Raw genomic sequence first — 22,607 nt, forward strand, 5'->3', positions numbered from 1 at the left:
AGCCTCTGGTGCCTGGTGCTTGGTGTCGAGGGCAAAACAAAAGGACCGGATCATCAAGGATGATCCGGTCCTTCATCTGAGCGGACGACGAGATTCGAACTCGCGACCCTCACCTTGGCAAGGTGATGCTCTACCAACTGAGCCACGTCCGCCTGACTCCGGCTTCCGCCGTCGTCGTTGCCCTAACTCTACCGCATGTCCGGAGTGGTGGTGACCACCCCTTCTGTGCAGCCCGTCGGACCGAGCAGGTGACAGGGATCGAACACTGCGTCTTCCCCTTGGAAAGGGGACGCTCTGCCATTGAGCTACACCTGCGCGCTCCGGGGAACTCCCCGGCGTGCGAGTAGAACTCTAGCGGAGCGAGAGGGCCGCCGTGGACGCCGTCGCGGACATACGCCGGGGATGTCCGAATTTCCCGGGAAAGTCCGTCGAATCGCCGTCGGCCGATCGAGTGCCGGTGCCGGTACGGCCATCCGGGTGGTGGTCCGCGAATATCCGGCTATGCCGGCCGCCGAACTCAGTTGGCCGCTTCGAATTCCTGGTAGATGCTCTTCGGAATACGCCCCCGGGTGGGCACGTCCATGCCCTGCGCCCGGGCCCAGGCGCGCACTGCGGCCGGGTCCGGGGCGACCGTGGTCTGCTTGTACGGCTTGCCGGTCCGGGCGGTGCGGCGGGCGGCGTCCACATAGCGGCCGAGCAGCGCGCGGATCTCCTCCGCGTGCCCTTCGGACAGGTCGATTTCATACGACTTGCCGTCCAGGCCGAAGCGGATGGTCTCCGCCGCCGCGCTGCCGTCGATGTCGTCCTGCAGCGTCACGACTACGCGCTGGGCCATGGCGGTGTCCTCTCCGGCAGTGCCTGAGGAAAAAGAGAAAGACTCAATCTCGAGTATAGGCGCGCGACATGAAGCGACAAACGGTGAGCCGATGCGATCTTGACGCCGCTTCCGATAATTTACTGCCCGGACATTCAATTCCCCGGGTTGCAGATATTCGCGGGCGTGGCGCGCCGACGTCAAGGGTCGGCGGCACGGTGCCGACCGGCAACTGCTCTTCCGGGCCGGTCCGCGCAGTGCTGTTCTGTGCTGTCGTGTGGTGTCGTGTGCTGTCCCGAGCCGTGCAGTGCTGCGCTGTGCCGCAGGATCGCTGCGGAGGCCGGGCGGCGGCCGCGCCGGCGGAGGCGCGGGGTGCCAGGGGTGCCGCATCGGCGTCCCCAGGCTGCGGCGCTGCATCAGGCCTCTTGTCCACAGCCTGTGGATAACTCTGCTTCCCTGTGGGTCACTGCGCTGATCGGATGGCGGGTCACCCGCGCCGAAACGGTAATTTGTTGACATTCATGCAGGTCGAGCCCGGTGATCCGATCATCTGGCCGGTTCACTCGTCCGGTTGACGTCCGCGTTGTCCACAACCCCCAGCCTGTGGACAACCGGTCCGCTGTGGATAACCCGACCTCCGCGCGGTAGGCACCGGAGGCGCCCCGGTAGGCTGGGGGCGCCGAAGAGGGGGTCCGTACCGGCCCCGAGATCCAGCAGCAGGTCCTTACGCAGCTGCCGACCCGCGGCTGACCGACAGGTCCAGCACCAGCACATGGGAGTGCGCGTGGCACGCGTCGTCGTCGACGTCATGCTCAAGCCGGAAATTCTCGATCCCCAGGGCCAGGCGGTGCAGCGTGCGCTGCCGCGCCTCGGATTCACCGGGATCGCCGATGTCCGCCAGGGCAAGCGATTCGAACTCGAAGTCGAAGGTCCGGTCGACGATGCGGCACTTGCGCGCATTCGCGAAGCCGCCGAGACCTTCCTGGCCAACACCGTCATCGAGGACTTCACCGTAAGGGTCGAGGACAAGTGACCACTCGGATCGGTGTCGTCACTTTCCCCGGTTCGCTCGACGACCGCGACGCGCAGCGCGCCGTCCGGCTCGCGGGCGCCGAACCTGTCGCGCTGTGGCACGGCGACAAGGACCTGCACGGCGTCGACGGTGTCGTCCTGCCCGGCGGGTTCAGCTACGGCGACTACCTGCGCTGCGGGGCGATCTCGCGGTTCTCGCCGGTCATGGAGACGATCATCGCGGGGGCCCGCGAGGGACTGCCGGTGCTGGGCATCTGCAACGGCTTCCAGATCCTCTGCGAGTCCCACCTGCTGCCCGGTGCGCTGACCCGCAACGACCACCTCCACTTCATCTGCCGCGACCAGCGCCTGCGCATCGAGAACGCGGACACCGCGTGGACCGGCTCGTACGAGGCCGGCCAGGAGATCGTCGTCCCGCTCAAGAACGGCGAGGGCGGCTTCGTCGCCGACGAGCGCACCCTCGACATGCTCGAGGCCGAGGGCCGCGTCGTGGCGCGCTACCTCGAGGTCAACCCGAACGGCTCGCGCCGCGACATCGCCGGCATCACCAACGAGGCGGGCAACGTCGTCGGCCTCATGCCGCACCCCGAGCACGCGGTCGAGCCGCTGACCGGACCGACCACGGACGGCCTCGGGTTCTTCACCTCGATCCTGAAGAAGCTGGTCAACGCATGACGCTGGACACGGTCGACAAGGCCAAGGACGACTCCAAGGACCGCGGCTGGCTGCAGGACGGGCCGGTCGGGGCGCACACCTTCGGCCAGCCGTACGCCGAGCTGGGCCTGAAGACGGACGAGTACGAGCGCATCGTCACGATCCTCGACCGCCGTCCGACCAGCTCCGAGCTGGCCATGTACTCGGTCATGTGGTCCGAGCACTGCTCGTACAAGTCCAGCAAGGTGCACCTGCGCCAGTTCGGCGAGAAGGCCCCGGCCTCCGACGCCATGCTGGTCGGCATCGGCGAGAACGCCGGCGTCGTCGACGTCGGCCAGGGCTACGCGGTCACCTTCAAGGTCGAGTCGCACAACCACCCGAGCTACGTCGAGCCCTACCAGGGCGCGGCCACCGGCATCGGCGGCATCGTGCGCGACATCCTGGCGATGGGCGCCCGCCCGGTCGCGGTCATGGACCCGCTGCGCTTCGGTGCCGCGGACCACCCGGACACCCGCCGCGTGCTGCCCGGCGTGGTCTCCGGCATCGGCGGCTACGGCAACTGCCTGGGCCTGCCCAACATCGGCGGCGAGGTCGTCTTCGACCCCTGCTACCAGGGCAACCCGCTGGTCAACGCGCTGTGCGTGGGCGTCATGAAGCACGAGGACATCCACCTCGCCAAGGCGTCCGGCACCGGCAACCTGGTCATCCTCTACGGCGCCCGCACCGGCGGCGACGGCATCGGCGGCGTCTCGGTCCTCGCGTCCGAGACCTTCGACGCCGACGGCCCGGCCAAGCGCCCCGCGGTGCAGGTCGGCGACCCGTTCCAGGAGAAGCTCCTCATCGAGTGCACCCTGGAGGTCTTCGCCGAGGACCTGGTCACCGGCATCCAGGACCTCGGCGGCGCGGGCCTGTCCTGCGCCACCTCCGAGCTCGCCTCGGCCGGCTCCGGCGGCATGCGCGTCGAGCTCGACAAGGTGCCGCTGCGCGACGCCACGCTCGCTCCCGAGGAGATCCTCATGAGCGAGTCGCAGGAGCGCATGTGCGCGATCGTCGAGCCGGGCAAGGTCGACCGGTTCCTGGAGATCTGCGCCAAGTGGGACGTCATCGCCACGGTCATCGGCGAGGTCACCGACGGCGACCGCCTGGAGATCTTCTGGCACGGCGAGAAGATCGTCGACGTGCCGCCGCGCACCGTGGCGCACGAAGGCCCGGTGTACGAGCGCCCGTTCGCCCGCCCCGAGTGGCAGGACGCGCTGCAGGCCGACGGTGCCGAGCACCTGCCGCGGCCGCAGGGCGGCGACGAGCTGCGTGCCACGCTGCTCAAGCTGACCGGCTCGCCGAACCTCGCCGACAAGTCGTGGATCACCGACCAGTACGACCGCTACGTGCTGGGCAACACGGTGCTCGCGCAGCCCGAGGACGCGGGCATGATCCGCGTCGACGAGGAGACGAACCTGGGCGTCGCGGTCTCCACCGACGGCAACGGCCGGTTCTGCAAGCTCGACCCGTACACGGGCGCGCAGCTGGCGCTGGCCGAGGCGTACCGCAACGTCGCCACCACCGGCGCCCGCCCGCTGGCCGTCACCGACTGCCTCAACTTCGGCTCGCCCGAAGACCCGGGCGTCATGTGGCAGTTCGCCGAGGCCACCCGCGGCCTCGCGGACGCGTGCCAGATCCTGGGCACCCCGGTGACCGGCGGCAACGTGTCGTTCTACAATCAGACCGGCGAGACCGCCATCCACCCGACCCCGGTGGTCGGCGTGCTCGGCGTCATCGACGATGTCACCCGGCGCACCCCGATCGGGTTCCGCGAGGAGGGGCAGATCATCCTGCTCCTCGGCGACACCCGCGAGGAACTGTCCGGCTCGGTCTGGGCGGACGTCGCGCACGGCCACCTCGGCGGCCGTCCGCCGCAGGTCGACCTGGAGCGCGAGCGCGTGCTCGCCGAGGTCCTCATCGCGGGATCGCGCGACGGCATGGTGGACGCCGCGCACGACCTCGCGGACGGCGGCCTGGCCCAGGCCCTCGTCGAGGCCTGCCTGCGCGGCGGCAACGGCGCGCGGATCGTCCTCCCCGAGGAGTTGGACCCGTTCGTCGCGCTGTTCAGCGAGTCGGCGGGCCGCGCGATCGTCGCGGTGCCGCGCAGCGAGGAGCTCCGCTTCACCGACATGTGCAAGGTCCGGCACCTGCCGGTCGCGCGCATCGGCGTCGTGGACGGCGAAACCCTGGAGATCCAGGGCCAGTTCACCATCGGCCTGGACGAGCTCAAGGCGGCCAACTCGGCCCCCCTGCGCGACTTCTTCGCCTGACGCACCACGGCAAGCCGCACCCGGACGTCTGCTCCGGGTGCGGCTTGCCGCATTTCCGGGCTGCTCTCGACGCCGTCAATCCATCCCATACGGCGGGCACGTGAAGCGAACCGGCCGGATCCCGCCCAGGTTCTTGTCGAACGGCAGAACGACCCGCCCGCCCTCCTCCGTGGTGATCGCCACGGCACGATTCCCGACGAAGGCGAACTCCGCCTTGGTGAACCGGCCGCACCCGACGGCCACCAGCACCTCGCGGTCCAGCCCCGCAGTCGTCCGCAGGTACACCCGTTCCTTGGACTGCAGCTCGTAACTGCGGCTGCCCCCTTCGTCGACGCGCAGGGTGATCTTCCCGTCCGGCGACGTCGCGATGACCACCCCGCCGTGCCCACCCGGGAACAGCGGCGAGAGCACCAGCCCGCCGAGCAGCACGAACACCGCACACGCGGCGACCGTCCCCGCCGCCACGCGCACCACGAACGACCGGAACGAAATCCACAGTTCGGCCGTTGCGAACAGCGCCGAGGCCGCACCCAGCACGGCGACGTTGCCGAGCAGTCCCTGGAACACCACCAGGTTCCACGGATTCGCCCGCGACGCCACCCCCAGCCCGGCGAACACAAAGGCCACCCCGACCAGCACTCCTCGCCGCACCCAGGCATCCCCGTAGTCCGGCGGATCCACGACGAACGCCGCGGGCACCCCATAGCTCATCGCCGCTCCCCCCAAGGCCGATCCGTACCGGCATCCAACGCCGTTCCGCACGCGCCCGCGTCAGCCCGCAGGCTGATCCCGGCCCCGCAGCCCGCACGGCAGCGCACACGACCGGGCAGGATGGCCTGCATGGCGGATATCCACGTACGTGCATGCGGAGCCCGCGATGCGGCGGCTGTCGCCAGGGTGCACGCCCGAAGCGCCGGGAAGCCGGCCCCGGCCGCGGTGGCCGAACGCGAGCAGCACACCTGGGACCGCATGATGCGGTCCGGCGAACTCACCGTCTATCTCGCCCAGATCGACGGCCGGACCGTCGGCACCGCGCAACCCTCATGGTGATGCCCAACCTCACCTACGACTGTGCTCCGACGGCCTTCATCCCTGAACGGAACACGCACGGCGGGAGCCTCCCCTCAGTCGCCTAGGGCGTCCAGGCGGTAGGGGTGGAATGTGCCGTGGCCGGGCCAGTAGGGATACGGCACGGTGCCGAAGTGGGCGCCCTTGCCGCCGCTTTCCTCGTAGGCGAAATAGCGGGTGTGCGTGGCGTCCGTCCAGCCCGCGAAGATCAGGGTATGGCCCGCGGCCCCGGGAGCGGTGTTGACCAGGACGTCGCCGGGGAGCAAGTCCTCCTTCCCGATGCGGTGCGCGACCTGGTCCATGGTGTCGGTGGTGAGACCGGGGGCGGGCAGGCCCCAGGCCATCGAGACGAGTCCGGAGCAGTCCGTGCGGTAGCCCTCGAAGGTGCCGGACATGCTGTAGCCGAGGCCGAGATCGGCCCAGCGCTTGGCGCGCCGGATGATGTCCGCGCGGCGCGCATCTCCCGACATGGCGGCGCGCGGCGGTCCTGACGCCGCCGCGGCGGGGGAGCGGCTCGAGGTGCGGGCGGTCGCTGCGGAGGTGGGCACGGCCGTGGCGCGGGGCTGCGGCCGCGGTGCGGCGCTGCTGCGGGACGGCTCCGGCGAGGAGTCGGGCACCTTCACCCCGGCCACGCGGGCGGCGAGTTCGATGGCCGGCGAGCCGAACCGGTCGATCCGGAACGGCGGGATCCCGACCGGTGCGTTGTCGGCCCGGACCACGGCCGGTCCGGTGTGCGGCTCGGGCGGGGGAGTGGCGGGCAGTTCGCTCAACCGCAGCGGCGCACTGCCGCCGGCCCCCGCGGCGATGGCGGCGAACAACTCCGCGCCGAGTTTGTCGCCGGACGTGTACCCCGCCGCGCAGGCGCGCAGCAGCCCTGGGGTGGACGCGACGACGCTGCGGACATGGGCGACGTCGTCGAGCGCCGCACCGATCGCCGCGGTCGCCGCTGCCCAGGTCGCGGGGGAAAGGGAACGCCCGGCGGCGACGTCGGGATCCGCGGCGGCGTCGCGCAGCGCACGCTGCGCGGCGTCGAGCCCGGGCACGGCGTCCTCGAACCGCAGGGCCAGATCGGCGAGCACGTGGGGGTCGATGCGTACGGACGGATTCATGCGGAACCTCCGGCCACGGCCTCCGCGTGGGCTTCGAGGCGGGTGGCGGCCAAGCGCAGCGCTGCACTCGCCGCCTGCCGCGACATATCGGTGGACACCAAATACGCACCGAACGCGGCCGCGGCCGGCCCGGTCCACTGCGCTGCCGCGGCGCGGACGCCCACGGCCAAGGCCACCGCATCCGAATCGAGCCGCGCGGCGGCCACCGATAAAGCGTGTGCGCGGGCGCTGATCCGTGCGGGGTCGGCAGCGGCCGACGACGAGGAAACGGTTCCGGCGGACATGAGGAGCCTCCCGGCAGGCGAGTGCACAGGCACGGAGACGGATACATGGACGACTACACGGACGACTTGCCGCATCCATCGTCACCGTTCCCGCGCGCTTCGGCCGCTCGTCGGCGGTCGGCCTGTGGACAACTCCGCGCCTCCCCCGAACCTGGGGAAACACCGGGGAAAACCGTTCGTCCGCCTCCGCCCCGAGCCGTATCCTCCGGCCATGCCCAGTGCCCCGCGTGCCCCCGGAATCCGTCCCGTCGACCCGGCCCGGGTACGCGCCGCGGTGGTGGCGGAGTGGCGGGCCCTGGCCGCGTTCACCTCGGCCCTGACGCCGGCAGAGCTCGCCGGGCCGTCCGGGCTGACCGGCTGGACGCTCGCCGACCTCGTCGGGCACATCGCCGCGGGGATCGAGGCGGTGCCGCGCTGGCTGGCGATGCCGGAGCCCGACGGCCCGCCGATCACCGTCGAGCAGTGGGCGGGCGGCACCGCGGCGGCCGCCGAGGCCATCTCGGACATGGCGCAGGAGATGGCCGCGGCCAAGCGCACCCCCGCCGACTACGTCGACCAGGCCGCCGCACTGGCCGCCGAGACGCCCGAGACCCGGATCTCGGTCACCCGGATCGGTCCGATGCGCGTCCCGGACATGCTCATCACGCGCCTGATCGAGGCCGTCGTGCATGCCGACGACCTGGAACGCGCCACCGGCACCGCATTCCCGCACGACCGGCAGGCACTGGCCGTGGTGACCCGCGTACTTGCCGACATCCTCGCGGTCCGCGCCCCCGGGCACTCGGTCGAGGTGCGGATCCCGCCGTTCGCCGTCGTGCAATGCGTCACAGGCCCCAAGCACACCCGCGGCACTCCGCCGAACGTCGTGGAGACCGACGCCCGCACCTGGCTCCGTCTGGCCGCCGGCCGCCTGACCTGGGAAAACGCCGTCGAGGACGGCAGCGTGCGGGCCAGCGGCGAGCGCGCGGACCTGGCCGGATGGCTGCCGCTGCTGGGGTGATCCCGGGGTGATCGGCGACGTCCGAAACCCTCGCGTAGACTCGGGGCGTGCCACGTGGCGACGGACGACTCAACCACGATCTCTTCCCCGGCGAGAAGGGCCCGCAGGATGCCTGCGGAGTCTTCGGCGTCTGGGCCCCCGGCGAAGAGGTTGCGAAACTTACCTATTTCGGGCTCTACGCACTGCAGCACCGCGGGACTGAATCCGCCGGTATCGCAGTGAGCAACGGCTCCCAGATCCTCGTCTTCAAGGACATGGGCCTCGTGTCCCAGGTCTTCGACGAGGCGACCCTGGGATCGCTGCGCGGCCACATGGCCGTCGGGCACGCCCGCTACTCGACCACCGGGTCCTCGGTCTGGGAGAACGCCCAGCCGACGTTCCGGGCCACTGCGACCGGGAGCATCGCGCTCGGCCACAACGGCAACCTCACCAACACCGGTGAGCTCGCCCGCCTGGTCGCCGAGCAGGGCCCCGACCGCGGTGAGCTGAACTACCCCTATCAGGGCCGCATCGAGGCCAGCAGCGACACCGATCTGCTGGCATCCCTTCTGGCGGGTCACCCGGACCTCTCGCTGGAAGAGACCGCGATGCAGGTCCTGCCCAAGCTCGAAGGCGCCTTCTCCCTGGTCTTCATGGACGAGGGCACGCTGTACGCGGCGCGCGACCCGCAGGGCATCCGCCCGCTGGTGCTCGGCCGCCTGGAGCGCGGCTGGGTGGCGGCGAGCGAGACCTCCGCCCTCGACATCGTGGGTGCCTCGTTCATCCGCGAGATCGAGCCCGGCGAGCTGGTCGCGATCGACGAGCACGGGCTGCGCACCCAGCGCTTCGCGAAGGCCGAGCCGAAGGGCTGCGTCTTCGAGTACGTGTACCTGGCCCGCCCGGACACCTCGATCGCGGGCCGCAGCGTGCACGCCTCGCGCGTCGAGATGGGCCGCCGGCTGGCCGTCGAGGCCCCGGTCGAGGCCGACCTGGTCATGCCGACGCCGGAGTCCGGCACGCCGGCCGCGATCGGCTACGCGGAGGCCTCGGGCATCCCGTTCGGCCAGGGCCTGGTGAAGAACTCGTACGTGGGCCGGACCTTCATCCAGCCCAGCCAGACCATCCGCCAGCTCGGCATCCGCCTCAAGCTGAACCCGCTGCGCGAGGTCATCGCCGGCAAGCGGCTGGTCGTGGTGGACGACTCGATCGTGCGCGGCAACACGCAGCGCGCCCTGGTGCGCATGCTGCGCGAGGCGGGCGCCGCCGAGGTGCACGTGCGGATCTCGTCGCCGCCGGTGAAGTGGCCGTGCTTCTTCGGCATCGACTTCGCCACCCGCGCCGAGCTGATCGCGAACGGCCTGTCGGTCGACGAGATCGCCAAGTCGCTCGGCGCCGACTCGCTCGCGTACATCTCCATCGACGCGATGGTCGAGGCGACCACCATCCCCAAGGACAACCTGTGCCGGGCGTGCTTCGACGGGGTCTACCCGATCGCGCTGCCCGACCCGGAGCGCCTGGGCAAGCACCTCCTCGAGGGCATCGAGCAGTCCGTGCGCAGCGACGCGGACGGGGTGCAGTCCCTGCTCGGCGGAGCGGGCGCCGAAGACGCCCTGCGCCGCCCGTAGCGCCGCACGCGGGGGCGCCCACGGGCGTCCCCGCTGCCCCGGCCCTGTCCCGCGGCCGGCCGGGCCATTCCGGCCACCCGGACCCGCGAGCCACGCGCAGCGCCCGATCCGCGCGAAGCACCAGACTTACCCGAAGCACCCGATCCACTCGATCCACTCGACCCGAAAGGGCCGTACCGCCGTGACCGACACCCCCTCCTCCACCTACGCCGCCGCCGGCGTCGACATCGAGGCCGGCGACCGCGCCGTCGAGCTGATGAAGACCTGGGTCGGCAAGGCCTCCCGCCCCGAGGTCCTGGGCGGCATCGGGGGCTTCGCAGGGCTCTTCGACGCCTCCGCCTTCAAGCGGTACGAGCGCCCCCTGCTGGCCACCTCCACGGACGGCGTGGGCACCAAGGTCGCGATCGCGCAGCGCATGGACAAGCACGACACCATCGGCCGCGACCTGGTCGGCATGGTCGTGGACGACCTGGTGGTGTGCGGTGCCGAGCCGCTGTTCATGACCGACTACATCGCCACCGGCAAGGTCGTGCCGGAGCGCATCGCGGCGATCGTGAAGGGCATCGCGGAAGGCTGCGTGCTGGCCGGCTGCGCGCTGGTCGGCGGCGAGACCGCCGAGCACCCGGGCCTCCTGGACCCGGACGAGTACGACGTGGCGGGCGCCGGCACCGGCGTCGTGGAGGCCGACAAGCTGCTCGGTGCGGAGCGCGTCCGCGAGGGCGACGTCGTGATCGCGATGGCCGCGTCCGGCCTGCACTCCAACGGCTACTCGCTGGTGCGCCACGTGTTCCTCACGCAGGCCGGCTGGACGCTGGACCGCGAGGTCGCGGAGTTCGGCCGCACGCTCGGCGAGGAGCTCCTGGAGCCGACCCGGATCTACTCGCTGGACTGCCTGGACCTGACCCGCCGCACCGAGGTGCACGCGTTCTCGCACGTCACCGGCGGCGGCCTGGCGGCCAACCTGGCCCGTGTGCTGCCCGCGCACCTGGACGCCCGCCTGGATCGCTCGACGTGGACGCCGGGTGCGGTGTTCTCGCTCGTCGGCTCGGTCGGCAACGTCGCGCAGGCGGAGCTGGAGAAGACCCTGAACATGGGCGTCGGCATGGTCGCCGTGGTGCCCGCGGACGCGGCCGACGCGGCTCTCGCGGTGCTCGCCGAGCGCGGTGTGCCGTCCTGGGTGCTGGGCCGGATCACGGCGGGCACCGGGCAGGCGGTTCTGGAGGGGTCCCACGCGAGCTGACATGCGCGCTGAAGCATCGTTGCCGGGCCTCGCGGAGTACGCGGGGCCCGGGCGGCGGCATCAGGGCCCGCAGGGTGGTTCCGGGCAGCACAAAGGGCCCGGGACCGGCCACGTATGGCCTGGTCCCGGACCGATGTGCTGCCGTACCCCTGGCACGGGCGGCGAACCGTCAGACGAGGTCCGCGGCAAGGTCAGCGGCGGCCCGAGGGGCCGGCGTCGTCCTCGTCGTCGTCCTCATCGTCGTAATAGTCCGCATACGCCGCGTAGGGATCGTCCAGCTCGTCTTCATACGTGTCGTCACTGTCCGCTCGAACCTGCGGTTCTTCGGCTGACGACACGCCCAGCTCATCGGCCAGACGGTTCAGGTCTGTCCCGCCGCTGTTGTACTTCAGCTGGCGGGCGACCTTTGTCTGCTTGGCCTTGGCCCGGCCGCGCCCCATGGCTCGACCCCCTCAACGACGGGGCTCACGGCCCCAGGTCTTGACACGCGTTCACGATCAGGGACGGTTCATCCACCTTCGAGAACCGGCCCGTGGAGCATTAACGGTACCTGCTTCCGCGGCGCGACGGTACGTCGCATGGGTGACAGGTGGGCTCGGACCCCGACCCGGCAATACTGTTCCGGCTGGTCAGGGGCCTGATCGTGGGTCCTTTGCCGGGGCTGACGATACCCTGTGATTCAGCTTCCGAGGTAGATCCCGCGCAGACGGCCCACATCCGCCATGCGCCGTTCGGCGAGTCGGTCCGCGGCGACGGCGGGCGGGACGCCCTCTTCGTCGGCCAGCGCGAACACCCGTGCGGTGGTCGCGCGGATGCCGGACGCCTTGCGCCGGGCCCGTTCGAAGTCGAATCCGTGCAGCTCGTCGGCCACCTGGATGACCCCGCCGGAGTTCACCACGTAGTCCGGGGCGTAGAGCACGCCGCGCTCGGCGAGCGTTTTGTCGACACCGGGGTGGGCCAGCTGGTTGTTGGCCGCGCCGCAGACGATCTTCGCGCTGAGGATGCCGACGGTCCGGTCGTCGAGCGCGCCGCCGAGTGCGCAGGGTGCGTACACGTCGAGCGGCTCGCCGATCAGCGCGTCGGTGTCGTCGGCCACCGCGACCGCGGGGTACGCGGCGCGGATGCGGGCGACCGCGGCCGGGTCGACATCGGTGGCGACGACCTCGGCGCCGTCGTCCAGCAGGTGCCCGACCAGGTGCCGGCCGACCTTGCCGACCCCGGCCACGCCGACCCGGCGGCCGCGCAGGGTGCCGGTGCCCCAGAGGTGCTCGGCACTCGCGAGCATGCCCTGGAAGACGCCGTACGCGGTCAGCACCGAGGAGTCCCCGGCGCCGCCGTTGTCGGGCGAGCGGCCGGTGACGAACGAGGATTCGCGGGACACCACGTCCATGTCCTCGACGTAGGTGCCGACGTCGCAGGCGGTCACGTAGCGCCCGCCCAGGGACTGCACGAAGCGGCCGTAGGCGCGCAGCAGCCCCTCGTTCTTGTCGCGCTTGGGGTCGCCGATGATGACGGCCTTGCCGCCGCCGTGGTCGAGCCCGGCGAGGGCGTTCTTGTAGGCCATGCCCTTGGAGAGGTTGAGGACGTCCTCGACGGCTTCGTCCTCGGTCGCGTAGGGGTAGAAGCGCGTGCCGCCCAGGGCGGGGCCGAGGGCGGTGGAGTAGACGGCGATGACGGCCTTGAGCCCGCTCGCCTGGTCCTGGCAGAAGACCACCTGCTCGTGGCCGGTGCCCCTGCCGAACACGGGTCCCGGGGTGTGGGTCCGTGCGGTGGTGCCCGTGGTGCTTGTCGTCACTGTGGTGACTCCCGAGTCCGGCCCGCGGATGGGTGATCGCGGGCGTCTGCCTCCAACCCTAGGACCGCGGGCGCGCGCCGTGGGCGAATCCTCCGGGTGGCCCGGCGACGCGTACGCCGTCGTGCGAACATTCGGTACGTGCGGACTTCGGTGGTGGCCCCCTACTCGGCATACCTGCGTGTGTACGAGCCGCTTGCGGCGTTCCCGGAACCGGACCGCTCGCGCTGGGCGGACTACGTGCGCGACGTGCACACGCGGCGGGTGTGGGGCTCCGGCAGCACCGCCGAGCTGACCGGCGAGGAACAGCGCATGGCGCTGGAGAGCATCCTGGCCACGCCGCCCGAGCCGGCCCCGCCGCACGAGAGCGAGGACGCGTTCGTCGCCGAGGTCGACGGCATCCCGGTGGTCTGCCCGCGGCAGACCCGGCTGCGCTGCTGGACGGCGCTGGCCGAAATGCGCCGGGAGTTCCCGCCGGTGGTGCTGGACGCTTTCTGGCCGCGGGTGGTGCTGGCGCAGGCCGAGGCGGACCACGAGCGGTGGCGGGCGGAGAACCCGGACGTCCAGCCGCACATCCACAGCAGTACCTGGCATGTGCCGATGCGCTGGTTCGTGCTGTTCGCGCAGGAGGAGCGGGTGCTGGTCGAGCCCGCCGACCCGGAGGGGGCGGGCGGGGGCCGGCAGCTCTACTACCGGACCCCGATGGTGCAGGCCAGGCGGCGGGTCGCCCGGGCGCTGCGGGTGCTGCGTGACACCCTCGAGGAGGGTGCCCTGATCACCGGCCTCGAACAGCTGGGCCGGTGGCTGGAGGAGTTCCATCCGCGGGCGATGGTCGAGCTGGACTTCGGCGGGCTGGTGCGGCTGATCCCGTCCGGCGACCTGGCCGAGGAGCGCACCGCGGAGTACGTCGCGGAGGGGCTGACCGCGCTGGCGGCCGGCGACGGGGCGCGGGCTTCGGAGGCGTACCGGCGCATCACCGAGCGGTGGTCCGCGGTGCGGGCGCTGGAGCACGCCAGTTGAGCGGTCCAATCCTCCCGACGGCAAGAATTTCTGAGATCAACATCTCATAGTTCGCATACGGCGCCGAATTGCTCGTATATGATGAATCGGACAAAGGGTGCTCGACGCCCCTAGTCATGCCCTATCCGCACAACTCTCGGGGGTCCTCCTCGGGAATGCTGTGGCTGGGGTCGACGCGCGGGGCCGATAGGCCGGAAGTGACTCTTCGTCACAGGCGGGTGACTGTCCGCTATGTACGGTCCTTCGGGATCGCGCCGGTTGAGTGCTGCGATGCCAATTCCGGCGGTTTGGCCAACCAGGGCCGCCGGATGGTGTACTTGTACTGTGAAGGACAAGCCGTTCGTCCTATAACCGACTTGGCCCCCGAGAACCATTTCGGACATCGAGGGTCAAGGTGCAGAATTTGAAGAAAGAACCGTGCTTGGTTCGGTTCTCCCGAGGAGGCCGCTCATGACCGCTCGTACGCCTGATGCCGAGCCGCTGCTGACGCCGGCCGAGGTTGCCACCATGTTCCGCGTGGACCCGAAGACGGTCACGCGTTGGGCCAAGGCCGGCAAGCTCACGTCGATCCGCACCCTCGGTGGCCACCGCCGCTACCGCGAGGCGGAGGTTCGTGCCCTGCTTGCGGGTATTCCGCAGCAGCGCAGCGAGGCCTAGTTCCACGGCAGGGCCACTGCATCAGCCGTTTGCTTGAGCGTCGCCCCCCGGTCCCGCCGGATACGGGGGCGACGCTTTTGTGTCGGTCCGGCGGGTTCCGCGGGGTGGGCAGGCATGCTGCCGGGGGTCCGTTCGGGCTTCGCGGCGGCTCTGGAAGGAGTCGGCGGGGCGTCCGTACGGGGGTCTTCGGGCGCTTCGGTGGCCGGTATGCGGCGTGCCCTATCGGCCTAACAGTAAAATATCACATACAATGCATGGCCTGTTTCCGGCCTTTTTTGAAAACCATTTCCAGGCAAAACCGTGACGTGCGTCACATCGGGAGTCCCGTTCGGGGATCCGCGGCCGCGTTTCGGCCATTCCGCGGCGGCTTTGGCAGTGCTCCGGGGCGGCTCCGGGGCAGGGCCGACGGCTTCGGTGCGGGTGTGCCGGAGCCCCCGTCCGGAGGGGCCGGACGGGGGCGGGTGCGGGCGGAACCGCTTCAGGTCACGCGGATTCGCGCTCGATCGGGCAGCTCATGCAGCGCGGGCCGCCGCGGCCGCGGCCGAGCTCGTTGCCCTTGATGGTGAGCACCTCGATGCCGTTCTGGCGGAGCATCGTGTTGGTGGTGACGTTCTTCTCGTAGGCCACGACGGTGCCCGGGGAGATGGCCAGCACGTTGCAGCCGTCGTCCCACTGCTCGCGCTCGGCGGCGTAGACGTCCTGCTCGGCCTGCAGCACGCGGATCTTCCCCACGCCCAGGGCGTCGGCGAGCACCGGGAAGAACTCCTTGTTCTCCTGCACCTGCGGGACCTGCGGGTCGCTGCCCGGGGTCAGGGTGAAGGAGCGCAGCGAGTCCTGCGGAAGGCCGGTGTAGAGCGAGACCGCATCCTTGTCGACCATCGTCATGACGGTGTCCAGGTGCATGAACGCCCGGGCCTTGGGCAGTTCCAGCGCGATGACCTTCTCCGCGGCGCCGGCCGCGAACAGGCGGCGGGCCAGGAGCTCGATGCCGGCCGGGGTGGTGCGCTCGCTCATGCCGATGAGCACCGCGCCGTTGCCGACGACCAGGACGTCGCCGCCCTCGATGGACGCCGGCGCCATGGCCTCGCCCTCGAACCACTCGCGCACCCCGGCCCCGGTGAACATCGGGTGGTAGCGGTAGATCGCCTCGAAGTGCACGGTCTCGCGCTTGCGGGCGGTCTTCATCATCGGATTGATCGAGACGCCGCCGTACACCCACGCCGAGGTGTCCCGGGTGAAGAGGTGGTTGGGCAGCGGGGCGAGCACGAAGTCGTTGTCGTCGAGGGCCGCGAGGCCGAGGCTGTGGCGCTCGCCGCCGAGCGCCGCGACCAGCTCGCGGCGGTTGATGCCGCCGACGAGGTGCCGGGCGCGGTCGACCGGGGTCATCGCATGCAGCACCTCGGCGACCATGCGGGACAGGGTCGCGCCGAGCGCGGCCTGACGGTCGTCGAGGATGCGGTCCAGGATGAAGTCGGTGGCGTCCTCGTTCTTGAGGGTCTCGGCGAGCAGGTCGTGCAGCAGGTGCACTTTGATGCCGCGCTCGACGAGGGTGTCCTGGAACGCGCGGTGCTCGGTCCGGGCCTGGGAGGTCCACAGCACGTCGTCGAACAGCAGGTCGTCCTTGTTGGACGGGGTCAGCCGCAGCATCTCCAGATCCGGCTGGTGGAGGATGACCTGCTTGAGGACACCGACCTCGGAATCGACGTGGAACATGGATCCGTCCTTCTTCCTCCGGGTGCGTGGCCCCGGTGCATACGACTCGCGCTTGCACCTCCCACTTTCTGCCCCGCAGGAGCCGGAATCGGCCGCCGAAGCTCCTCGGCTGCGGGCACCTTGGTCGTCTCTGCGCGGGACTTTCGGCCCGCTTCGCCCCCGGTTCGGGCCAGGTGCGGGAATTCAGCGGATCGGCTGATTGAACCGGGTGATCCGTTCGGGGCGGCACGCCCTACAGTGGTCGGCATGTCCAGTGGTACGCGGGTGGCCGGGGCGGCCGAGACAAACCCCCGGAACGGCAACAGCTCGGGCGCGGCCACCCGGGCCAAGCTGCTGCGCACCGCGGAACGCCTCTTCGCCAAGAACGGCATCGACGGGGTCTCGGTACGCGACATCACCGGCACCGCCGGGGCGAACAGCGCTGCCGTGCACTACCACTTCGGCTCCAAGCAGGACCTGATCGCGGCGATCCTGCACCGCCGCCTGGAGGGCCTCGGGGTGCGCCGCGCGCAGCTGCTGGACCAGCTGGAGGCGCACGACACACCCGATCTCCGGGACGTGGTCGCGGCGTTGCTGCTGCCCACCGTCGAGCTGAGCCGGGACCGGCGCGGCGGCGGCCACCACTATCTGGGCTTCCTGGTCGCGGTGGGGGAGCACCCCACGTCCATGCACCTGATCACCGACGAGGTGGACCCGCTGACCGAGCGGTACCTGTCGGTGCTGCGCCGCACCCTCCCCGAAGTCCCGCCCGAGGTCGTGCTGTTCCGCTTCGGGGTGGCCAAGGACCTGGTCAACCGGGTGCTGCGGCAGGGGGCCGTGCGCGAGTGGCTGCGCCGGCACGCGTCGAACGACGACAAGGTGCTGTTCGACCAGTTGGTCGACTTCCTGGTCGGTGCGTTCGCCGCACCCGCGCATCCGGCCTGACGCCGCCGGGGAGCGGCCCGTGCCGGTCGTCCGCCGGGCGGCCGCGCGCCTCCGCCGGATTGTCATCGACTGCTGACATCTCTCTCCGGCAACATCTCTTGACGATCTGTCAGGCCCGGCACAGAATCACCAATCTCAGCCAGTCGTTTGATCGACAAGTGCTTACGCACCAGGGCAAGTCCCCGCACATCGCGCACGGCGCACGGCGCACCACCGCACTGAAACGGCACGCGGCAACGCTTCGCTCAAGGCTCGGCTCACGCTCGGCTCACGGCTCCAGCACAGCTCGCGCTCAGTCAGGTGAACGACCGAAGTCCGTCAGGGCGCCGGCCCGGCGGTCCGTGGGGAGGAATCCATGCCTCGTCTCCTTCGCGCCGCAGGACTGGTGATGGTGCCGGTCCTGCTGCTCGCCGGGTGCAACTCCTCGACGACGAAGAAGGACACTCCGAGCAACCCGAACAGCCCGGGCGCACCGGCCTCGAAGGACCCGATCAAGATCGGCGGCGTGGTCTCGATCACCACCCCCTCCGGCTACAGCAAGAAGGACACCGACCTCGGCGCCAAGGCCCGGTTCATGATGGCCAACGACGAGGGCGGGGTGAACGGCCGCAAGATCGACTACATCGGGTCCGAGGACGACAACCAGGACCCCGCGAAGACGACCACCGCGGTACGCAAACTCGTCCAGCAGGACAAGGTGTTCGCCATCGTCCCGGTCAACACCACGACGATCTCCGGCTCGGCGGGCTTCCTCAAGGACAACAAGACGCCGTACATCGGCTGGGGCACCGTGCCGGCGTTCTGCGACCAGGAATACGGCATGGGCTACAACGGCTGCCTGGTGCCGAAGGCCGGCCACAACGTCAACACCTCGTGGCCCGGCCTGCTCTCCGACATCCTCGGCGGCGGCAAGGGCAAGTCGGTCGCGCTGATCACCCAGGACACCGACGCGGGCAAGTTCGGGCTGGCCACCTACCAGGCGGCGTTCCCGGCCGGCGGCTTCACCGTCGCGTACGGGAAGTCCACGGTGCCCGGCACCACGGTGCCCACCGACTGGAGCCCGTGGGTGAACGACATCATGTCGAGCAACGGCGGCAAGGCGCCCGACGTGGTCGTCTCGATCATGCAGACGCCCGCCAACATCGGCCTGTTCAAGGCGCTCAAGCTGGCCGGCTTCAAGGGCATCCTGACCGACGCGACCGACTACGACCCGGCGCTGCTCAAGCAGGCCGCGTCGAAGGAAGCCCTGCAGGACGTCCAGGTGTTCGTGCAGAACATGCCGTTCGAGTCGACCGCGCCGGAGATGGCGAAGTTCAAGGAGTACATCTCCAAGGCCAAGGGCGAACCGGTCACCGAGTGGAACCAGTCGATGATGGTCGGCTGGAACTCCGCGGACCTGTTCGTGGCCATCGCCAAGAAGGCCGGCGAGAACCTCACGGTGGACACCTACCAGGCGGCCGCGGCGAACTTCCAGGACACGTACGCGCTGGTCGGCGACCGCAAGTTCCCGGACGGCCGCAACAACTCCTTCGGCTGCGGCGCGATGGTCCAGCTGAAGGGCGAGAGCTACAACATCATCTCGCCGTACAAGTGCTACCCGAGCGTCCCGTTCAAGTGACGGTGCCTCCGGTCCGCGCCCGCTGACGGCGCGCACCGGATCGGGCCCCCGGTCCGCCCGCCGCCCCCCGGCGTGGCGGAGGGCCGGGGCGGCCCGCCGTCCCCGCGGTCCCCGCCCGGTCCGCATGTCGTACGAGGGAGCGTCACCGGCACATGAGCGAGCTGCTCGTCTTCGTCATCAGCGGCCTGGTCACCGGGGCGATCTACGCCCTGCTGGCGTCCGGGCTGGTCCTCGCGTACTCGGCCTCCGGGGTGCTCAACTTCGCCCACGGCGCCACCGCGTTCCTGTCCGCACTGTTCTTCTACGAGGTCAACCAGGGGCTGGACGTCCCGCCGGTGCCCGCGGCGCTGCTCACCGTCTTCGTGTTCGCGCCCGGCCTGGGCTGGCTGCTCGACCGGATCATGTTCCGCAAACTGGCCAAGCTCGGCGAGACCCCGCAGATCGTGGCCACCATCGGCCTGCTGGTGGCCCTGCCCGCGCTCGGCCAGTGGATCGTGGTGCTGCTGCGCGACGCCGGGGTGGACCTCGCGCCGCCCGACAACCAGTACGGACTGCCCGGGGTGGGGCCGAACCCGCCTGTGCAGTGGGAGATCCGGCACGGCGTCGGGATCGACTCCAACCAGCTGATCACCTGGATCGTGACCGCCGTGGTCGCGGTGGCGCTGTGGATCCTGATGCGGCACACCCCGCTCGGCCTGCGGCTGCGCGCGTCGGTGGACAGCCGCACCCTCACCGAGTTGCGCGGGGTCAGCGCCGACCGGCTCTCCGGCATCGCCTGGATGCTGTCCGCGGGTCTCGCCGGCGCGGTCGGTGTGCTGGCCGCACCGCTGCTCGCGCTGAGCTCGGTGGACTACACGCTCATCCTGTTCGTGTCCGCGGCGGCCGCGGTGCTGGGCCGCTTCAAGTCGGTGCCCATCGCGTTCGGCGGCGGGCTGCTGCTGGGCGTGGTGCAGAACCTGGTGGCCGGGTACGCGCCGTCCTGGACCGATCGGATCACCGGATTCCGTACGGCAGTTCCCTTCGCGCTCCTCTTCGTCGGCCTGCTCGTCCTCTCGCGCAGCAAGCGCAGCGCGGGCACTGCCGCGGTCGACGCGCCGCCGCCGGACTACCTGGCCGGCATGTCGCCGCTGCGGCGCTGGGCCCCGTGGCTGGCGGCCGGCCTCTTCCTGGCGGTGAGCCTGTACACCTGGACCACTCCGTTCTGGATCGGGCTGATCGCCCAAGGACTGGCCGCCTCGCTGGTGTTCCTGTCGTTCACCGTGGTCACCGGGCTGGGCGGCATGGTCAGCCTCGCGCAGGCGACGTTCGTTACCGCCTCGGCGCTCACCGCGGGCCTGTTGATGAGCCACGGCGTCTCGTTCTTCCTGGCCTTGTGCGCGGGCACGTTGGCGGCCGCGCTGCTCGGCATGGTGGTCGCGCTGCCGGCCCTGCGGTTGTCCGGGCGCATGCTCGCGCTGGCGACGCTGGCGCTCGCGTTCCTGGGCGACCAGGTCCTGTTCCAGATGCGCTGGCTGCGCAACGGGGACGTGGGCTGGGAGATCCCGCGGCCGGTGGTCGGGCCGGTGGACCTCAACGACGACCGGGCCCTCGCGCTGGCCCTGCTGATCATCGTGGCGCTGGTGATCGTGCTGATCCGCAACCTGGAGAACTCCGCGTCCGGCCGGGCGATGCTGGCAGTGCGCTCGGCGCCGCCCGCGGCCATGGCGTCGGGCGTCTCGGTGCTGCGCACCAAGCTCGCGCTGTTCGCGATCTCGGCGGGCATCGCCGGGTTCGGCGGGGTGTTCTGGGCGTCGTTCAACACCCGGATCACGGCCACCGAGTTCACCGCGATGAACGGGCTGATCTGGCTGGCGATCGTGGTCGCGGCGGGCATCCGGCGGCCGCAGTTCGCGGTGGTCGCGGGCCTGACCTTCGCCCTCTTCCCGCACATCATGGAGGACTACGTCACCGACTCGCCGTACGTGCCGGTCATCCTCTTCGGCCTTGCGGGCCTCGCGCTGGCCGGCAACCCGGAGGGCTGGGTCGTGCAGATGGCCGAGGGCCTGCATGCGCTGCGCGGCCGGGTCACCGGGCGCGGCAAGGCGTCCGCAGTGCCGCCGCAGGTTCCCGAACCGCGGGTCGAGGCGGGCCCGGTGGTGGCTCTGGCCCCGCACGCGGACGAACCGCAAGACGGCGCCGAAGCGGCTGCGGACGCGTCCGACTTGCTGCTCCGGCTGCGCGGCATCCGGGCGGGCTACGCCGGGGTCGAGGTCCTGCACGGCGTGGACCTGGAGGTGCGTTCCGGGTCGATCCTGGCGCTGCTCGGCGCGAACGGCGCGGGCAAGTCGACCACCTGCGCGGTGGCCGCGGGGCTGCTGGCACCGACCTCGGGAATCGTGGAACTTGCCGGTGAAAGAGGCGAGTTCCGGGACATCACCCGGCTCTCCGCGGTGCGGCGTTCGCGGGACGGCGTGCTGCTCGCCCCCGAGGGCCGCGGGATCTTCCCGTCCCTCACCATCGACGAGAACCTCTCGATGTGGCTGCGCTCGGCCGCCGAGCGGGACCGCGTGTACGAGCGCTTCCCGAACCTCGCCGCGCGGCGCAAGGTGGTGGCCGGTTCGCTGTCCGGCGGCGAGCAGCAGCAGCTGACCGTCGCCCCGCTGCTCGTGCGGCCGCCCCGCGTGCTGGTGGCCGATGAGCCGTCGCTGGGCCTGGCCCCGCTGGTGGTCGAGGAGATCTTCCGGTTCGTCGTCGAACTCCGGGAGCTGGGTGTCGCGTTGCTCCTGGTCGAGGAGAAGGCGTCGGAGATTCTCACGGTCGCCGACACGGTGGCCTTCATGAGCGTCGGGCGCGTGTCGTGGTGCGGGCCACGCTCCGAGGTGGACGAAGACCGGCTGACCGCAGCGTACTTGGGGATCGCCGGCAGTGCGGCGTCGGATGCCGGGCACAGCGAGGTGGCGAGGTGAGCAGGACCGTGGCGCAGGCCGCCGTCGACGAGCAGACCGCCGCGGCGGTGCTGCGCGCCGAGAACGTGGGGGTGAGCTTCGGCGGCATCAAGGCGCTGACCGACGTCACCTTGGAAGTGCGGGCCGGCGAGGTGTGCGGGCTGATCGGCCCCAACGGCGCGGGCAAGACCACGCTCTTCGACGTGCTGTCCGGGATCCGCCGCCCGGATCGCGGCGTGGTGCGCCTGGGCGGCGCCGACGTGTCGGCCCGCGGCCCGGTCTGGCGGGCCCGGCACGGGATGCGCCGGACGTTCCAGCGCCAGCAGTTGTTCGGTCGGCTCACCGTGCTCGACAACCTGGTGGTCGCCGAGGAATGGCGGGGCGGCGGCGGTGGCATCGGCGCCGACTTGCTGGGGTTGCCGAGCCGGCGCCGCCGGGAACGGGAACGCCGGGCGCGAGCCGAGGAGATCCTCGACCTGTGCGGGCTCGCCGAGCTGCGCGACACCTACGCCGGGACGCTGCCGGTCGGGCAGGCCCGGCTCGTGGAACTCGCCCGGGCGGTGGTGGACACGCCCAAGGTGCTGCTGCTCGACGAACCGGCGTCGGGGATGTCGTCGGCGGAGAGCAGATGGCTGGGCGAGGTGGTGCGCCGCCTGGTCGACCACGAGCACTGCGCGGTGCTGCTGGTCGAGCACGACGTGGCCTTCGTGATGGGGCTGGCGTCGCGCGTGGTGGTGCTGAACCTCGGCGAGGTGCTCGCCGAGGGCACGCCGGCCGAGGTACGGGCGGACCAAGCGGTGCGGGACGCCTACCTGGGCAGCGGCTGAACCCGGGCCGCGTACCCG

20 protein-coding genes and 2 tRNA genes are annotated in these 22,607 nt (G+C 70.8%); 13 read left to right on the top strand and 9 right to left on the bottom strand.

Features of this window, described 5'->3' with window-relative positions:
* Positions 1–79: 79 nt before the first annotated feature.
* The 3 genes from LZ495_RS05500 to LZ495_RS05510 form a co-directional block, all read right to left on the bottom strand.
* Positions 80–152 (bottom strand) — tRNA-Gly (locus LZ495_RS05500).
* A gap of 91 nt (positions 153–243) precedes the next feature.
* Positions 244–315 (bottom strand) — tRNA-Gly (locus LZ495_RS05505).
* A gap of 202 nt (positions 316–517) precedes the next feature.
* Complete coding sequence (locus tag LZ495_RS05510; RefSeq protein ID WP_235050809.1) at positions 518–835, bottom strand: histone-like nucleoid-structuring protein Lsr2; 318 nt, start codon at positions 833–835, stop codon at positions 518–520.
* 763 nt (positions 836–1,598) lie between these two features.
* On the opposite strand from LZ495_RS05510, the gene purS reads away from it, so the two are divergent.
* The 3 genes from purS to purL are packed head-to-tail and all read left to right on the top strand — an operon-like array spanning position 1,599 to position 4,809.
* Positions 1,599–1,847, top strand: coding sequence for a phosphoribosylformylglycinamidine synthase subunit PurS (purS, locus tag LZ495_RS05515; protein ID WP_235050812.1), 249 nt, complete (start codon positions 1,599–1,601; stop codon positions 1,845–1,847).
* Positions 1,844–2,521 carry a phosphoribosylformylglycinamidine synthase subunit PurQ gene (gene purQ, locus LZ495_RS05520; RefSeq protein ID WP_235050814.1) on the top strand — a complete coding sequence of 226 codons (678 nt, stop codon included), beginning with the start codon at positions 1,844–1,846 and terminating at the stop codon, positions 2,519–2,521. The genes purS and purQ overlap by 4 nt, the downstream gene beginning before the upstream one ends.
* Positions 2,518–4,809 (top strand): phosphoribosylformylglycinamidine synthase subunit PurL, encoded by a 2,292-nt coding sequence (gene purL / locus LZ495_RS05525; RefSeq protein ID WP_235050815.1) that lies wholly within the window; start codon positions 2,518–2,520, stop codon positions 4,807–4,809. The genes purQ and purL overlap by 4 nt, the downstream gene beginning before the upstream one ends.
* Positions 4,810–4,884: 75 nt before the next feature.
* Here the strand turns inward: purL and LZ495_RS05530 are convergent, their stop codons facing one another.
* A complete protein-coding gene (locus LZ495_RS05530; RefSeq protein WP_235050816.1) occupies positions 4,885–5,520 on the bottom strand; it encodes a hypothetical protein in 636 nt (211 codons plus the stop codon).
* Positions 5,521–5,649: 129 nt separating this feature from the next.
* Here LZ495_RS05530 and LZ495_RS05535 point away from each other — a divergent pair, with 129 nt between their 5' ends.
* Complete coding sequence (locus LZ495_RS05535) at positions 5,650–5,859, top strand: hypothetical protein (protein ID WP_235050818.1); 210 nt, start codon at positions 5,650–5,652, stop codon at positions 5,857–5,859.
* 74 nt (positions 5,860–5,933) lie between these two features.
* Here LZ495_RS05535 and LZ495_RS05540 read toward each other — a convergent pair whose 3' ends face one another.
* Positions 5,934–6,986, bottom strand: coding sequence for an NlpC/P60 family protein (locus LZ495_RS05540; protein ID WP_235050819.1), 1,053 nt, complete (start codon positions 6,984–6,986; stop codon positions 5,934–5,936).
* Positions 6,983–7,192 (bottom strand): hypothetical protein, encoded by a 210-nt coding sequence (locus LZ495_RS05545; protein WP_235050820.1) that lies wholly within the window; start codon positions 7,190–7,192, stop codon positions 6,983–6,985. The genes LZ495_RS05540 and LZ495_RS05545 overlap by 4 nt, the downstream gene beginning before the upstream one ends.
* A 289-nt stretch (positions 7,193–7,481) precedes the next feature.
* Between LZ495_RS05545 and LZ495_RS05550 the strand changes: the two genes are divergently transcribed.
* From LZ495_RS05550 to purM, 3 genes are all read left to right on the top strand, one after another.
* A complete protein-coding gene (locus tag LZ495_RS05550; RefSeq protein ID WP_235050821.1) occupies positions 7,482–8,270 on the top strand; it encodes a maleylpyruvate isomerase family mycothiol-dependent enzyme in 789 nt (262 codons plus the stop codon).
* 47 nt (positions 8,271–8,317) lie between these two features.
* A complete protein-coding gene (purF, locus tag LZ495_RS05555) occupies positions 8,318–9,874 on the top strand; it encodes an amidophosphoribosyltransferase (protein WP_235050822.1) in 1,557 nt (518 codons plus the stop codon).
* 181 nt (positions 9,875–10,055) lie between these two features.
* On the top strand, positions 10,056–11,114 hold the full coding sequence (gene purM / locus LZ495_RS05560) for a phosphoribosylformylglycinamidine cyclo-ligase (RefSeq protein WP_235050823.1): 1,059 nt from the start codon (positions 10,056–10,058) through the stop codon (positions 11,112–11,114).
* A gap of 191 nt (positions 11,115–11,305) precedes the next feature.
* Here the strand turns inward: purM and LZ495_RS05565 are convergent, their stop codons facing one another.
* Complete coding sequence (locus tag LZ495_RS05565; protein WP_235050824.1) at positions 11,306–11,554, bottom strand: DUF3073 domain-containing protein; 249 nt, start codon at positions 11,552–11,554, stop codon at positions 11,306–11,308.
* Positions 11,555–11,793: 239 nt separating this feature from the next.
* Complete coding sequence (locus tag LZ495_RS05570) at positions 11,794–12,909, bottom strand: Glu/Leu/Phe/Val family dehydrogenase (RefSeq protein WP_372498523.1); 1,116 nt, start codon at positions 12,907–12,909, stop codon at positions 11,794–11,796.
* Between the two features lie 138 nt (positions 12,910–13,047).
* On the opposite strand from LZ495_RS05570, the gene LZ495_RS05575 reads away from it, so the two are divergent.
* Complete coding sequence (locus LZ495_RS05575) at positions 13,048–13,926, top strand: DUF8083 family protein (protein ID WP_235050827.1); 879 nt, start codon at positions 13,048–13,050, stop codon at positions 13,924–13,926.
* A 450-nt stretch (positions 13,927–14,376) separates the two neighbouring features.
* On the top strand, positions 14,377–14,583 hold the full coding sequence (gene bldC / locus LZ495_RS05580) for a developmental transcriptional regulator BldC (protein WP_003949541.1): 207 nt from the start codon (positions 14,377–14,379) through the stop codon (positions 14,581–14,583).
* Between the two features lie 483 nt (positions 14,584–15,066).
* Here the strand turns inward: bldC and LZ495_RS05585 are convergent, their stop codons facing one another.
* On the bottom strand, positions 15,067–16,296 hold the full coding sequence (locus LZ495_RS05585; RefSeq protein WP_235050829.1) for an arginine deiminase: 1,230 nt from the start codon (positions 16,294–16,296) through the stop codon (positions 15,067–15,069).
* 246 nt (positions 16,297–16,542) lie between these two features.
* On the opposite strand from LZ495_RS05585, the gene LZ495_RS05590 reads away from it, so the two are divergent.
* From LZ495_RS05590 to LZ495_RS05605, 4 genes are all read left to right on the top strand, one after another.
* Entirely contained in the window at positions 16,543–17,220 is a 678-nt protein-coding gene (locus tag LZ495_RS05590; RefSeq protein ID WP_235050831.1) for a TetR/AcrR family transcriptional regulator, read from the top strand.
* A 355-nt stretch (positions 17,221–17,575) separates the two neighbouring features.
* The gene (locus tag LZ495_RS05595; protein ID WP_235050832.1) at positions 17,576–18,838 is read left to right on the top strand and encodes an ABC transporter substrate-binding protein; all 1,263 of its coding nucleotides are present in this window, start codon (positions 17,576–17,578) and stop codon (positions 18,836–18,838) included.
* A 152-nt stretch (positions 18,839–18,990) separates the two neighbouring features.
* Positions 18,991–21,783 (top strand): ABC transporter permease subunit, encoded by a 2,793-nt coding sequence (locus LZ495_RS05600; RefSeq protein ID WP_235050834.1) that lies wholly within the window; start codon positions 18,991–18,993, stop codon positions 21,781–21,783.
* A complete protein-coding gene (locus LZ495_RS05605) occupies positions 21,780–22,589 on the top strand; it encodes an ABC transporter ATP-binding protein (protein WP_372498524.1) in 810 nt (269 codons plus the stop codon). Before LZ495_RS05600 ends, LZ495_RS05605 begins: the two co-directional genes overlap by 4 nt.
* Positions 22,590–22,607 lie beyond the last annotated feature (18 nt).

It is taken from the genome of Yinghuangia soli (genome assembly GCF_021502675.1).
Lineage (GTDB): Bacteria > Actinomycetota > Actinomycetes > Streptomycetales > Streptomycetaceae > Yinghuangia > Yinghuangia soli.